Below are 14,121 nucleotides of genomic sequence, written 5' to 3'. Positions count from 1 at the left end.
TAAAGGATTTAAATATGTCATTTGATATTTCCAAATATAGAGAAATGTTTTTAGAAGAAGCTGAAGAACTTTTTGAATCAGCTGATAATGTACTTTTAGAAGCAGAAAATAATGGCTCATTAACTGATGATGAAATGGGACAATTATTTAGAGATGTACATACATTAAAAGGTAGTGGTGCATCTGTAGAATTAAAACTTTTTGCAGAATTTACTCATGATGTTGAAAATATGATGGATAAATTAAGAAATCATAAAATTGTATTTATCCCAGAAATGGCAGGAACTTTAATTGATGCATTAGATGTAATGAAAGAGATTTTAGATTTAGAAGTTGCAGAAAACCTAGATAGAGAAACTTTTACTGAAATGACTAGTGCTTCATTAAAAGAAGTTCGTTCATATACAAATGTTACTACTGTTGTTAAAAAAGAAGAACCTATTGTAGTTAAAACATTAGTTGTTGATGATAATGATAATTTTGGTTTCTTTGATGAAGAATTAAATAATCAAAAAAATAATAACTCATATGGATTATTTGCAGATGATATAGATGAAAATCAAGAAAATTTTGGTTTCTTTGATGAAGAATTAGAAGAAGTAGCTAATAATTATGTTGAAACTTCTTTGGATAATAAAGATAAAGAGAATTTTGGTTTCTTTGATGATGTTCCATCTTTAACACCTGATGCAGTTATGGAAACTAATGAAATTGAAGAAAAGAAAGATACTTTAATTCCTAGTACTACAAATAATATGACTACTCCTTTAGATGAAGAAAGTGTTCAAAAACCAACAAGTAAAGTTTCTAGAGAAATAAAAGAAAAAATTACAAAAAAAGCATCAACAAATAATAATATTAGAGTAAATCTTGATAAAATTGATTTACTTATGAATAATGTAGGAGATTTAGTTATTACTAATGCAATGCTTACACAATTTTCATCAACTATAGAAGATACAAAAACAAGAAATTCTGTACTTGAAAGATTAGAATTATTGGAAAGACATATTCGAGATATGCAAGATTCTATTATGAGTATACGTATGGTTCCTATGGAATCAATCTATTCAAAATTTCCAAAAGTTGTAAGAGATATTTCAAAAAAACTTGGTAAGAAAGTAGAATTTAAACATTTTGGAGATAATGTTGAAATTGATAAAGCAATGATTGAAGGTTTAACAGATCCATTAATGCATATTATTAGAAATTCACTTGATCATGGTTTAGAAACACAAGAAGAAAGGGCATTAACAGATAAAACTAATATTGGCTCTATTATCATTTCAGCAGAACAGGCAAATGGTCAAATGATTATTACAATAGAAGATGATGGACGAGGAATTAATGTAGAAAAAGTTGCATTAAAGGCTTTAGATCAAGGACAAATTGATGAAAATCAATATAATAATATGAGTGATAATGAAAAAGCAATGCTTGTATTTGGTGCTGGAGTATCAACTGCAGATGAGATTTCAGAAATTTCAGGAAGGGGTGTTGGTATGGATGTTGTTAAAACTAATATTCAAAAACTAGGTGGTGATCTTAAGTTAGATACAACCTTAGGTAAGGGGACTACTCTTACAATAATGTTACCTTTAACATTAGCAATACTTGATGGTTTAGATATCGCCGTTAGTGATCAAAAATATATTTTGCCTTTATCTTCGATTGTTGAATCATTGCAACCAACTTCAGATATGATTAAAAAAATTGGTGATGGGACACAAGATTTATTAATGTTAAGAGAAGAATTCATTCCTGTAGTACGCATACATCAACTATTTGGATTAAAGAAAAGTTTTGAAAATTTAGAAGATGGAATGCTTATTGTCGTGAAATCAGGTAATACAAAAGTTGCATTATCAATTGATGAATTTTTAAATCAACATCAAGTTGTGGTAAAACCATTAGATAAAAACTTTAGATCTGTTCAAGGTATTGGTGCTGCAACAGTAAGAGGTGATGGTAGTATCGGATTAATTTTAGATGTAGTTGGTATTATTAATGCTCAAATTAACATTGAAAGAAATATAAATAAGGCAAAAAAAGCTTCATAAATGAGTTACTCTACAGATGATATTCATAAAAAAGTAAAAAAACTTCTGTATGCATTAACTGGTATTACTCTTGCAGATAATAAAGATATAATGATATCTAACAGAATTGATAAGTTAAAAAGAGATAGTAAATATCAAGGTAATATTGAAGATCTTCTTAAACTAATCGAAAATGGTTCATATGTTACTGAATTTATCAACTCTTTTACCACTAATAAAACTCATTTTTTTAGAGAAGATTTTCATTTTTTGGATTTAAAAAATAGAGCACTCCCAAATCTTGCTAAATCAGGAAATAAAATTAATATGTATTGCTCTGCTTCTTCTACAGGTGAAGAACCATATTCTATGGCAATGACAGTTTTAGAAGTACAAGATAAAATAGGAAAAAGACTAAATGCATCTATAATTGCTACAGATATTGATACAAATGTTTTACAATATGCTGCAAATGGAGTATATAGATATTCTAAATCTTCAAAGGAATTTCCATCTTGGATTAAACCTTCTAAATATTTTAAGCGGAGAATTCAAAGAAATTTATCAGGTGAAGAAATACTTATTAAAGTAAAAGATGAATTAAGAAAGATGTTATCTTTCGAGGTAATGAATTTAAATGATGATTCTTATCCTTTTGCAAAAAATCAATTTGATATTATTTTTTGTAGAAATGTTCTTATTTATTTTTCTTCTTCAGATCAAAATAAAATATTAAAAAGACTCTTTTCTTATTTAAAAATTGGAGGAACATTGTATTTAGGACACTCTGAGAATCCTCAAGATTTGGTTAATTATGTAAAAAGAGTAGGGCAAAATATTTTTATTAAAGAGAAGGAAATTTTTTGATTATAATCGGACATAAAGATGGAAGTATTGAAAAAACTTCTGCTATAAGATATACACAAAAAACAAAAGGTTTCTTTACTCACACAGTAATTGGTGGAGAATTTGCAGTTGGAAATGATATTGAAGAAATTGCTTTTAAAACTTTGTTAGGATCTTGTGTTGCCATTATGTTTTTTGATAAAGTTAATAAAATTAAAGGGATGAATCACTTTTTACTTCCTACAACAGATAATAACAATGATGATATGAAATATGGATTGTATTCTGTTGAAGCAATGCTTAATGAAATGTATAAATTAGGATGTAGCAAAAAAAATATGGTTGCAAAAATATCTGGTGGTGCTGATATTATGCAGATTAATGTTTCATCTGAATCTATTGGACAAAGAAATGTGGAATTTGCAAAAGACTTTTGTAGATCAGAAGGTTTTACCTTAATAAGTGAACATACACGAGGAGAACATGGTAGATTGATCTTACTTGCTAATGATTTTAAAACATTTATTAAAGTTACACAAAAAAGTGAAACAGATAGTAAAATTGTATCTGAAGAAAAATCTTTACAAAAAGAGATTACAAAAGCACCAGTTATCAAAGAATACGTTGGTGCAGTTGATTTATTCGGAATTGAAAAGGAAGAAGCTCAAATGGAAATTGAACTTTTTTAGATTTTATGAAATAGGGTGGTTCTTTGTGTATACAGTTTTAGTTATTGATGATTCAGCTTCAATGAGACGAATCTTAAAAGATATGATTAATGATATAGATGAGTTTGAAGTTATATCAAGTGCTGTAGATGCTTTTGATGCTAGAGAAAAAATAAAGCAATATGAACCTGATATGGTAACTATTGATATAAATATGCCTAAAATGAATGGTGTTGTTTTTTTAAGAAACTTAATGAGACTTCATCCAATGCCTGCTGTTATTATTTCAGGAGAGGGCGTACGTGGCAATGATATTTTTGATGATGGAGCAGTTGGTTTTATTCCAAAACCAGAAGCAAAAGAATCAATGATATCTTTTCACAAAAGAATAAAAGAAACTCTCTTAAGTTTAACTTTCTTACTTAAAAGATATACCTTGAAGAAACCTAAAGCTTTAATTCAAAAAAAAAGTACCATTCAGGAAATTGAATATAAAATTCATCCTGATGATGTTATTCCTTCTCGTCCAATAAAAGGGAAAGGAGATAAGATAATTGCAATGGGTTCTTCAACAGGTGGTGTTGAAGCTTTATTAAAAATTTTTTTAGAACTCCCTTCCCAATTACCTCCAATATTAATTGTTCAACATATTCCTTATGGTTTTTCAAATTCACTTGCTCATAGATTAAATGATAATTCAGAAGTAATTGTTAATGAAGCAAAAGATGGTATGATCTTAGAAAAAGGACATGCATATTTAGCTCCTGGTAATATGCATTTAACAATTGAAAAAGCAAGATTAGGATACAGAATTAAATTATTAGATACAAAAAAAGTTAGTCAGCATAAACCAAGTGTAGATGTTTTATATAGATCTGTAAATAATGTTATAGGATCAAGTGCAATGGCTATAATTATGACAGGTATGGGTGATGATGGAATGATAGCAATGAAAAATATGTTTGATAATAATGTTTATACAATTGCACAAGATGAAAAATCTTGTGTAGTATTTGGTATGCCAGCAAAAGCTATAAAAATAGGAGCAGTAAAAGATATTATTCCATTAGATAAAATTGCACAAAATATTATACATTATTCAGAAGGTAAAAAAGTTTAGATATTTTACTATTTATATCTTTGTTTGAAAATTATAGTTTTCAAGACTAAAATGACTTATTTTTAAGTAAAAAAACTTTTCATTTTTACTTAAAAAATATCTGTAGTTTGTTTTAATCTATCTTTATCAAAATGTGTATATATTCTAGATGTATTAATATCTGCATGTCCTAATGATTCTTGAACTAATATTAAATCTTTACTTTTTTGATAAAGCATTGTAGCAAAAGTATGTCTTAACATATGAGCACCATTTTTTTCTTTTCTTATTCCAACACTTAAAAGTATTTTTTCTACTATACTACTAATATAAGCTTGGCTTAGAGGATTACCTTTTTGATTACATAAAAGTAAATTATTAGAAGAAGATTTAACTTCATTCCATTCTTTTAAATCTTTTCTAATAATTTCTTCTTTAATCATAACAACTCTAGGCTTATTTCCTTTTCCTCTAACTTGTATAATATAAGCATTGCCATCTTTATTAAAATCTTTTAAATCAATATTTATTGCTTCGCTAACTCTTATTCCTGTGTATAGAATTATTTTTATCATAAGTCTATTTCTTGCAGCTATTTTTGAACTAAAGGGATAAGATTCAATTGCTTGTATAAAAGTACTAACTTCATCTTTTTGCATAAAAGAGGGTAGTTTTGTACCAGATTTCCCAGATAGACCACCCCAATTTTTTAATTCAATTCCATATCTATAGACATTTCCATTTTCTGCTTCATTTTGTTTATCTAAGTAATTAAAAAAGGTAATTAAAGCAATTCTATAGTTTTTCTTTGTAGCATCTGATAATGTACTTGTTTCAGTAGCTAAAAAATCACTTAGTAATTCTTCATCAATTTCTTTCATAGATGCAGCACCATAATTAATTAAAAAAGTATATAATTTTTCAAGTGGTATATAATATACATGAATACTATTAATTCCTATATTTCTAACTTCCTTAACTACAAGTTTCAATTCCTTAATTGAATCAAAACCTAATATTAGTTCTTGAAGTATTTGAGCTAAACGTTCTTTATTGTTAACTTGTCTATTTGATAAACCTGTAATTTTATTTCTAATAAACCTTGATAACCAAAACAAGTATGTATTTTTAAATGAAGCTTCACAGTCTAATGGGTATTTCAATTTTAACCTTTTAATCAAATATATACTATTTACTTTTGGAAACTATAATTTCCAAATTATAATATATTTACTATTTTGTTGTTCTATTATACTAAATATAACGCTTGTTTTCAAGACTAAGTTAAACTTAGAAAAGTATAATACTTAAAATATTATATTAAAGGCTTAAAATGAGATATGATCTAGATTTTACTAATAATTTTGATAAAACCTTATTATTCTGGATTGAGCGTTTTGTAAGATATAAATTAACATCATTATCAAATAGACAAGTTAATGATAAAGATAAACTTGCACTTATTATAAAAAAGTTAATAATTGGAACTTCTTCAATTGAAGAATTATCAATATTAGTAAAAGATGCTAGAAATATTGGTTTAGCTGGAATTAATACATATTTTAATCCTTTAGTAAAATTCTTTAACTTTTTAATAGATTTAGGCTTAGCTTCTATGAAAGAAATTGATGAAGAATTACTAAGTGATTTTTTAGCTTCAAGCACTAGTAGATTATCAGATGCTACAAAGAAAAATTATAGAATCGCCCTACTTGGACTTTTTACTTATATTGATAAACAAAATGAAACAGAAAATGGTAATTCATATATGTATAAGATTGAGTTGAAAAACTGGGGTGGTCTATCTGGGAAATCTGGTACAAAACTACCCTCTTTTATGAATAAAGATGAAATCAATAAGTTCTTAATTGCAATAGATGAATATAAGTTTACAGAAAAGACATCATATAGAAATAGACTAATTATAAAAATGATAATTTATACAGGTATTCGTGTATCTGAAATGTTAAATTTAGATTTAAAAGATATTTATAAAGAAGAAGATGTTTATTTATTACAAATAAAAGGAAAAGGTAATAAACCAAGAGTTGTTATGATTAAAGCAAATATCATAGAAAATGATTTAAATAACTGGCTTAAAATAAGAGTATGCAATGATAATGATTTATTAGTTTGTAATCAAAAAGGCAATAGATTAAGTCAAAGCTATGTTAGTCGTGTAGTTGAAAATATTTTAATTAGTGCAGGTATTAGAAAAGAAAAAAATGGTGCTCATATGCTACGACACTCTTTTGCAACTCTTTTATACCAAAAACATCATGACTTGATTTTGGTTCAAGAAGCATTAGGTCATGCAGATATTAATACATCTAGAATATATACACACTTTGATAAAAATAGATTAAAAGCCACTACAAATATAATGGATTAAAGGGGTATTATAACTACCAGAAAGAAGCTGTTTCATAAACTGAAGTTTGATTATTGTCTAATTCTAAATAGATATTATCATTATAATCTATGTATAAGTTATAATCCCCTAATGAAAGAGTATTTTCTATATCTTTTTTATTTAAATAAATGTCCTCAGAATATTCACTTAAGTCTGATAAATAGTACTCTACCATAGAAGGGGCCATAGTATTTATGGCCTCCTCAATAGAGTTAAAATTATCAACACCAAAAGTGTTATACAAAGATATTTTATTTACTAGTGTAATCATTATTACTTTTACTAATTATTAAAACCATTTAATAATGATGCCATTCTATTTAAATCTATTTTATTATCATCAGATTTTTTTTCATTTAAATCATCTTTATCTAAATCATTAATATCTATTATAGATTCGTCTTCTTCACTCTTCTTCTCTTCATCTTCTTCTACAGTTTCCGTCTCGTCACTATTAACTGATAATTCATCTTTAGAACCACCTATTTCAACTTTTTTATTTAATAAACCTTGAATTTTTCCTAACATTGAAGATATATTTGAATTATCTTCTTCTGTATGTGTCTTAAATTCATGTACATTAGATTCTAAATCTTCTTTAGCTACTTCAAGATCAAGTATTTCATCTTCTAGTTCACTTATTTTAGTTTCTAAGTTACTATTTTTTTCTTCAAGTTCTTCATAGGCTTTTATTAAAGTATTTAAAGCATTATTTAGTTTTGAAATTGTTTCTGCATTTGTCATTTGTATTAAATCCTTATTGATATTATTATTAGATCGTTATTATTGCAAAATTTAGCTAATAATTCCATCAATTTTCAATAAAGAATCAACACTTGGCTTTCTTTGTGCAAAATTGTAGAATAATTCATCCATATTTGCAGAACCACCCTTTGATAATATAGTCTCTTTATATTTCATAGCAAGTTCTTTATTAAATATATTTTTAGAATCAATAAACATATAGAAAGCATCAGCACTTAGTACTTCAGCCCATTTATATGAATAATACCCAGCTGAATATCCACCTGCAAATATATGAGAAAAACCATTTTGAAATTTATTATATGATGGAGGAATCATAGCTGCAAATTCAGCTCTAATACTATCTAATAAATCTTGAACTTCTTTTTCACTTTTGTATAAGTCTTGATATAGTTTAAAATCAAACAATGCAAATTCAACTTGTCTAACTAATGCTAATGATGATTGAAAGTTTTTAGCTTTTATAATTCTGTTGATTGCTTCATCATCTAATACTTCTTTTGTTTTATAATGTTTAGCAAAAAGTTTTAAAACATCTTTATCATATGAAAAATATTCTAAGAATTGTGATGGAAATTCAACTGTATCCCAAGCAACACCAGAAATCCCACTAACATAAGGCTCACTTATATCACTTAATAAATGATGTAAAGCATGACCCATCTCATGAAATAACGTAACTACATCAGAATGTCTTAATAAAGATGGAGTTGTTTTTGTTGATTGTGGGAAATTACAAACAATAAAAGCTGTAGGAAGTTTTTTATCACCCTTAGCATTAATATAGTGAGAATGCCAGTTATTCATCCACGCACCCCCTCTTTTGTCTTTTCTAGCTTCTAAATCAATATATATTCTTCCAATTTCTTTATCATTAGTTAAAAGGTTATAAACTTTTACTTTTTCATCCCATGCTTGAGCGTTAACTTCAACAAATTTAACATCAAACATTTGGTGTAAGAACTCAAAGAAACCAGTAAGAACAGATTTTTGTTCAAAATAAGGTCTATAATATTCTTCATCTAAATCATATTTAGCTTTTTTTAGTTTCTCTGAATAATAAGCCATATCTGAAGATCTAAAGTCATTAATACCATCTTTAGCTGCAAGTTGTTTTAATTCTTCTATTTCTTCAATTGCTTTTGCTTTACCTTTATGACCTAATTCTTCTAAGAAAGTTATAACTTCTTCTTCTTTTGAAGCCATTTTAGTTTGTAACGAATATTCTGAGTAAGATTTAAAACCTAAGATTTTAACTTTTTCATTTTTTAAACTTAGAATTTTCTCAATTACTTTTCCATTTTCAGGTGCTCTGGTACAATACGCTTTGTATAACTCTTCTCTTTTCTCTCTAGATGTACCATATGTAATATAAGCCATATAAGAAGGTATTTGTAAAGTAAATTTATATTTAGTAATTCCATCTTCTTCAAATGCTGCAAGTTCTAAATCAGAAACAGGTATTTCTTTAACATCTTCTTTATTTTCAATAATCATTTCATAATCATTGGTAGCATCAAGAAGATTTTGTGAGAACTTATGAGATATTTCACTCAATGTTAAATTTATTTCTTCTAATCTTTTCTTTTTATCCTTATCTAAGTGTGAACCAGAAAGTTTAAAATCTCTAATTTCATTTTCTAATACTTTATTTTGTATACCATTTAAAGTAGTTTTATAGTTAGACTGTATATCTTTTAAAGCCTTATAAATATTATCATTTTGTGATATCCAAGTCTCATATTTTGAAATAACAGGAAGACATTCTTGATAAACTTTTCCAGTAATTTCAGAATTCTTAACTGAATCTATATGAAAAATTGGAGTTACAAAATCATTTATACCCTCCCCTATTTCTTCATATGGCATAACAAAATTTTCATAAGTTTTATTTTCTATTTCCATTAATTTTAATATTTCATTCTTAGATTGTTCTAATAACTTTTCTAGTAACACTTTTGAATCTGTTAATTTTTCTAAATTAAATTCTTTAAACATTTTTTAATCCTTTTTATTTATTAAATTGTATTGTAAACCCTCTATCAAACTTTTCATAGTCTTGATAGAATGTAAAACTCTTTGTGTTGAAATTTTCTAAATATTTTGTTAATGGTATTTTTTGATCAAATCCCATTTCACATAATAAATATTCAATATTTCGTTCATTTGTATCTTTTATTATATTTTTGAGTAACTCATCACCAATATTCCCTCCAAATAAAGCATTTGATGGTTCATAACTTACATTTTTTGGTAATTCATAATCATCTGCTATATAAGGTGGATTTGAAATCACTAAATCAATATTTGTTTCAGTAACATTTTCATATAAATTACTTAGTCTAAACTCTATATTTTCTTCTACATTATGTTTTATTGCATTTTGTTTTGCTAATTCAAGAGCTTTCTCATTTATATCAACTGCAATAATTTTTATATCTTTTACTAGTAATGCTAGCATTACTGATATTATTCCTGAGCCTGTTCCTATTTCTAAAACATTAACTTTTTGTTTTTTATTCTTTAATATTTCAAGTGCATTATCAATTAATAGCTCAGTTTCTGGTCTAGGAATTAATACACCCTCTTTTATAATAAATGTTTCTCCATAAAATGAAACTTTATTTGTTAAATACTCTATTGGATAATTTTGAGCTCTTTTTTTAACAAGTTTTATAAGCTCTTTTTCTTGTTCAAACTCTTTGTTATAATTCAAATGTAACCATATAGTATTTTTGTCTAATAAGTGCATCATTAATATTTCAACTTCTTTTGCTGGAATATGAGTTACAAACTTTAAATCATTTGAATATTTTCTAACTGTATCTTTTATTGTCATTTTTTACCTTTTGAAACCTAATATTATAGTTAAACTATTATGAAAAAATATTTATCCTAATATGTACAAAGCTAATTCATCAGATAATAAGAAATTTTTATTGTAAATTCTATTATTCTTTACACTAACTTTGTCATATTCAAGTAAGTCATCAATCTTTTTTAAATCATTTTCATTAAATAGTGATAAATCAACACCATTTGAACATCTAAATCCAAGTAATATTTTTTCTGTTTTTACATCTTCATCGCTTATATCTTCAAACTCCATATTAAATGGATTTTTAATATATTCTTCAATACTTTTAATAGGATAATACCGTTGTTTATTTGTATAACCAACAGCTCCTGCACCAATTCCTAAATACTCTTTATGTTCCCAATATCCATAATTATGTTTTGATTCATATTTTTTTTCTCTTGCAAAATTTGATATCTCATATTGAGTAAAATTATTCTGTTTTATATGGTCAAATATTTTATAAGATAGTTCTTCATCATCAATTTTAACTGATGATCTATCAAAGAATTTTGTACCTTCCTCAATTGTTAATGAATAAGCACTTAAATGTGTAATAGGAAGAGCAAAAGCTTGATCAAAATCTTCTTTCATGCTTTCCAAAGTATCACCTTGGACTCCGTATATAATATCACAATTAATACCATTAAAACCTATACTATTTGCATTTTGTATAGCTTTTATAGCACTTTTATTATTATGCGAACGTCCTAAGAATTTTAGCTTTGTATTATCAAAACTTTGAACTCCAAAACTTACTCTATTTACTCCATATTTATGCATATTTTCTAACCATTCATACGAGGCTGAATTAGGATTGGCTTCTGTTGTGATTTCTGCATCTTTTATTAAATAAGGTTTGATGATTTCAAACACTTCTTTATACTCATGATGTTTAACACAAGAAGGAGTTCCTCCACCTATGAAAACTGTTTCTATTTCTTTATTATGTTTTTTTACATAATTACTTAATTCATCTTTTAATTGTATTTTTAAAGCCTTCATATACTCTTGTTTTAAATGTGTTTTATCTGTATATGAATTGAAAGCGCAGTAAAAACATTTACTGTCGCAAAAAGGTATGTGTATATATAAAAGCAATTTTTAATCCTATTTTTTGTAAAATGTCCGGCTAATTATAAGGGAAAACATATTTATGACTGATAAAAATGAAATCACAAAAGATAATACCAAAAATTACAGACCAAATGTAGCAGCGATTGTGCTATCAGCGAAATACCCACATACGTGTGAAATATTTATTGCTTCAAGAACAGATGTTGATAATGCTTGGCAATTCCCACAAGGTGGAATTGATAAAGGTGAAACAGCTAAAGAAGCTCTTTATAGAGAACTAGAAGAAGAAATAGGAACAGGGAATGTAGAAATTATTGCAGAATATCCTAAATGGGTATCTTATGACTTTCCTCCTGCAATTGCAAAGAAAATGCAACCTTATGATGGGCAAATACAGAAATACTATTTAGTAAAATTAAAAAAAGGTGCAAAAATAAATATTAACACTGAAATTCCAGAATTTAGTGAATATAAATTTGTACCAACAAAAAATATTTATGATTATATAACTTTCTTTAAAAGAACAGTTTATAAACAAGTTCTTAAATATTTTAAAAATGAAGGTTATATTTAAAAAGGATAAAAACTAATATGTTAAAAGTACTTAAATTTGGTGGTACAAGTGTAGGAACACTTGAGCGAATCCAAAATGTGGCAAATATTATAAAAAAAAATAGAGATGAAGGTCATGACGTAATTGCAGTTGTTTCTGCAATGAGTGGCGAAACAAATAAATTAATTGAATATGCACAGAATTTTTCAGCTGAGCCAAATGCTGCTGAAATGGATCTATTATTAAGTTCAGGTGAAAGAGTAACATCTGCCTTATTATCAATTACATTAAATGAACAAGGTTATAAAACAACTTCTATGAGTGGTAGAGAAGCTGGAATTATTACAGATAATTCTCATACAAAAGCTAGAATAGAAGAAATAGATACAACAAATATGAAAAATGCTATTGCTGATGGTAAGATGATTATTGTTGCTGGTTTTCAAGGTGTAACAAGTAATACTCATAGAGTATCAACTTTAGGACGTGGTGGAAGTGATTTATCTGCTGTTGCAATTGCAGGAGCAATTGGAGCTGATATTTGTGAAATATATACTGATGTTGATGGTATTTATACAACAGACCCTAGAATTGAACCAAAAGCAAGAAAATTAGAAAAAATTTCTTATGATGAAATGTTAGAACTAGCTTCATTAGGAGCAAAGGTTTTACAAAATAGATCTGTAGAAATGGCAAAAAAATTAAACGTAAATTTAGTATCAAGAAGTAGCTTTACTCCAGAAGTTGAAGGTACATTAATAACAAAGGAAGAAAATATTATGGAAGAACCAATTGTAAGTGGAATTGCAATAGATAGAAATCAAATTAGAGTTGGAATGTATGGCGTTACTGATAAGCCTGGCATTGCTGCATTGATTTTTTCATCATTAGCTGATGCAGATATTAATGTTGATATGATAGTTCAAACAAGAGGACTTGATGGAACGACTGATTTGGATTTTACTATTCCGACTACAGATTTTATTGAGTGTCAAAAAGTAATGGAAAAATTTAAAGAACAATCTAAAAATATTGATTATAATGAGAATATTTGTAAAGTATCAATTGTTGGTGTTGGTATGAAATCTAATACAGGTGTTGCTTCAAAAGCATTTACTGCACTTGCAAATGAAAATATTAATATTAGAATTATCTCTACTTCTGAAATAAAAGTATCGATGGTTGTTGAAGAAAAATATGCTGAATTGGCAGTAAGATCTTTACATGAAGCTTATCACTTGGATAAATAACTGTGCAGGAATTTTTAAACTGGACAGTTGATATAATTAGAGAAGATAGATTAATATCTCCTTGGCTAGAAGAAAAGAAATATGAATGGACGCCTTTAGTTTCTAAAAATATTGTTAATTTATTAGAAAAAGGTGTTTCAGTTATTGTATTAACAGATAGAGATAGGGAATGGTTTTTAGAGTATATTTTAACAAATATAAATTCACCTAAATTAAATAGACCTTTCTTACCTTTTTATGATTTTAAATCTTTTTACAAATATATGGATAATATTAAATCTGATGATGATATTGCAAATATTAAAGATATGTTAAATATTTCATTTCCAAATGGTTATTGTTTTTGGTATATTGGACGAAGTCAGGATGTACGTGCAGTTATTCCAAAAGTATCAAAAAACTCTTTTCTATGGCTTTTTGATGAAGAACAACAAGATGCGTTTAATTTAAGATCAAGTGATGAGGCTTTGGATATGAAATTATTACAAATGTTTAGACTATATAATAGAACAGTAAGTTCTGCACTTTTTGCTGAAATAAATGTAGAGAATTAA

At 26.7% G+C, this 14,121-nt stretch carries 14 protein-coding genes; 8 read left to right on the top strand and 6 right to left on the bottom strand.

The window, feature by feature from the left end; all coding sequences use genetic code 11:
* The first annotated feature begins 14 nt into the window (after nucleotides 1–14).
* From D9T19_RS00180 to cheB, 4 genes are read left to right on the top strand one after another with little or no spacing between them, the layout of a single operon-like run.
* Nucleotides 15–2,060, top strand: coding sequence for a chemotaxis protein CheA (locus D9T19_RS00180; RefSeq protein ID WP_121626178.1), 2,046 nt, complete (start codon nucleotides 15–17; stop codon nucleotides 2,058–2,060).
* On the top strand, nucleotides 2,061–2,906 hold the full coding sequence (locus tag D9T19_RS00175; RefSeq protein WP_121626177.1) for a CheR family methyltransferase: 846 nt from the start codon (nucleotides 2,061–2,063) through the stop codon (nucleotides 2,904–2,906).
* On the top strand, nucleotides 2,903–3,574 hold the full coding sequence (locus tag D9T19_RS00170) for a chemotaxis protein CheD (RefSeq protein WP_121626176.1): 672 nt from the start codon (nucleotides 2,903–2,905) through the stop codon (nucleotides 3,572–3,574). The genes D9T19_RS00175 and D9T19_RS00170 overlap by 4 nt, the downstream gene beginning before the upstream one ends.
* Before the next feature lie 25 nt (nucleotides 3,575–3,599).
* On the top strand, nucleotides 3,600–4,673 hold the full coding sequence (cheB, locus tag D9T19_RS00165; protein WP_121626650.1) for a chemotaxis-specific protein-glutamate methyltransferase CheB: 1,074 nt from the start codon (nucleotides 3,600–3,602) through the stop codon (nucleotides 4,671–4,673).
* Between the two features lie 89 nt (nucleotides 4,674–4,762).
* Here the strand turns inward: cheB and D9T19_RS00160 are convergent, their stop codons facing one another.
* Nucleotides 4,763–5,815 (bottom strand): tyrosine-type recombinase/integrase, encoded by a 1,053-nt coding sequence (locus D9T19_RS00160; RefSeq protein ID WP_121626175.1) that lies wholly within the window; start codon nucleotides 5,813–5,815, stop codon nucleotides 4,763–4,765.
* Nucleotides 5,816–5,985: 170 nt separating this feature from the next.
* Between D9T19_RS00160 and D9T19_RS00155 the strand changes: the two genes are divergently transcribed.
* A complete protein-coding gene (locus D9T19_RS00155; RefSeq protein WP_121626174.1) occupies nucleotides 5,986–7,044 on the top strand; it encodes a tyrosine-type recombinase/integrase in 1,059 nt (352 codons plus the stop codon).
* 13 nt (nucleotides 7,045–7,057) lie between these two features.
* Here D9T19_RS00155 and D9T19_RS00150 read toward each other — a convergent pair whose 3' ends face one another.
* The 5 genes from D9T19_RS00150 to hemW are packed head-to-tail and all read right to left on the bottom strand — an operon-like array spanning nucleotide 7,058 to nucleotide 11,788.
* A complete protein-coding gene (locus D9T19_RS00150; protein ID WP_121626173.1) occupies nucleotides 7,058–7,336 on the bottom strand; it encodes a hypothetical protein in 279 nt (92 codons plus the stop codon).
* Between the two features lie 11 nt (nucleotides 7,337–7,347).
* Nucleotides 7,348–7,809 carry a coiled-coil domain-containing protein gene (locus D9T19_RS00145; protein ID WP_121626172.1) on the bottom strand — a complete coding sequence of 154 codons (462 nt, stop codon included), beginning with the start codon at nucleotides 7,807–7,809 and terminating at the stop codon, nucleotides 7,348–7,350.
* A 51-nt stretch (nucleotides 7,810–7,860) separates the two neighbouring features.
* Nucleotides 7,861–9,828: a M3 family metallopeptidase gene (locus D9T19_RS00140; RefSeq protein WP_121626171.1), complete on the bottom strand. Its 1,968-nt coding sequence runs from the start codon at nucleotides 9,826–9,828 to the stop codon at nucleotides 7,861–7,863.
* Nucleotides 9,829–9,841: 13 nt separating this feature from the next.
* The gene (prmC, locus tag D9T19_RS00135; RefSeq protein WP_121626170.1) at nucleotides 9,842–10,669 is read right to left on the bottom strand and encodes a peptide chain release factor N(5)-glutamine methyltransferase; all 828 of its coding nucleotides are present in this window, start codon (nucleotides 10,667–10,669) and stop codon (nucleotides 9,842–9,844) included.
* Between the two features lie 51 nt (nucleotides 10,670–10,720).
* Entirely contained in the window at nucleotides 10,721–11,788 is a 1,068-nt protein-coding gene (gene hemW, locus D9T19_RS00130; RefSeq protein ID WP_121626169.1) for a radical SAM family heme chaperone HemW, read from the bottom strand.
* A gap of 55 nt (nucleotides 11,789–11,843) precedes the next feature.
* Between hemW and D9T19_RS00125 the strand changes: the two genes are divergently transcribed.
* Genes D9T19_RS00125 through D9T19_RS00115 form a run of 3 tightly spaced genes read left to right on the top strand, consistent with a single transcriptional unit; the run spans nucleotide 11,844 to nucleotide 14,121 of the window.
* Nucleotides 11,844–12,338 carry an RNA pyrophosphohydrolase gene (locus D9T19_RS00125; protein ID WP_121626168.1) on the top strand — a complete coding sequence of 165 codons (495 nt, stop codon included), beginning with the start codon at nucleotides 11,844–11,846 and terminating at the stop codon, nucleotides 12,336–12,338.
* A gap of 17 nt (nucleotides 12,339–12,355) precedes the next feature.
* Nucleotides 12,356–13,567 (top strand): aspartate kinase, encoded by a 1,212-nt coding sequence (locus D9T19_RS00120; protein ID WP_121626167.1) that lies wholly within the window; start codon nucleotides 12,356–12,358, stop codon nucleotides 13,565–13,567.
* A 2-nt stretch (nucleotides 13,568–13,569) separates the two neighbouring features.
* Nucleotides 13,570–14,121 (top strand): HobA family DNA replication regulator, encoded by a 552-nt coding sequence (locus D9T19_RS00115; RefSeq protein WP_121626166.1) that lies wholly within the window; start codon nucleotides 13,570–13,572, stop codon nucleotides 14,119–14,121.

This window comes from Poseidonibacter antarcticus (assembly GCF_003667345.1).
In the GTDB taxonomy this organism is placed as follows: domain Bacteria; phylum Campylobacterota; class Campylobacteria; order Campylobacterales; family Arcobacteraceae; genus Poseidonibacter; species Poseidonibacter antarcticus.
The sequence above is the reverse complement of the archived record's forward strand: the minus strand, read 5'-3'. Positions and strand labels throughout refer to the sequence as shown.

What these genes read in the sequence shown, in the direction of transcription:
- prmC (WP_121626170.1), bottom strand. Translation starts at nt 10,669, where the DNA reads ATGACAATAAAAGATACAGTTAGAAAATATTCAAATGATTTAAAGTTT.
- D9T19_RS00125 (WP_121626168.1), top strand. Translation starts at nt 11,844, where the DNA reads ATGACTGATAAAAATGAAATCACAAAAGATAATACCAAAAATTACAGA.
- D9T19_RS00175 (WP_121626177.1), top strand. Translation starts at nt 2,061, where the DNA reads ATGAGTTACTCTACAGATGATATTCATAAAAAAGTAAAAAAACTTCTG.
- D9T19_RS00145 (WP_121626172.1), bottom strand. Translation starts at nt 7,809, where the DNA reads ATGACAAATGCAGAAACAATTTCAAAACTAAATAATGCTTTAAATACT.
- D9T19_RS00155 (WP_121626174.1), top strand. Translation starts at nt 5,986, where the DNA reads ATGAGATATGATCTAGATTTTACTAATAATTTTGATAAAACCTTATTA.
- D9T19_RS00140 (WP_121626171.1), bottom strand. Translation starts at nt 9,828, where the DNA reads ATGTTTAAAGAATTTAATTTAGAAAAATTAACAGATTCAAAAGTGTTA.
- D9T19_RS00120 (WP_121626167.1), top strand. Translation starts at nt 12,356, where the DNA reads ATGTTAAAAGTACTTAAATTTGGTGGTACAAGTGTAGGAACACTTGAG.
- D9T19_RS00150 (WP_121626173.1), bottom strand. Translation starts at nt 7,336, where the DNA reads ATGATTACACTAGTAAATAAAATATCTTTGTATAACACTTTTGGTGTT.
- D9T19_RS00180 (WP_121626178.1), top strand. Translation starts at nt 15, where the DNA reads ATGTCATTTGATATTTCCAAATATAGAGAAATGTTTTTAGAAGAAGCT.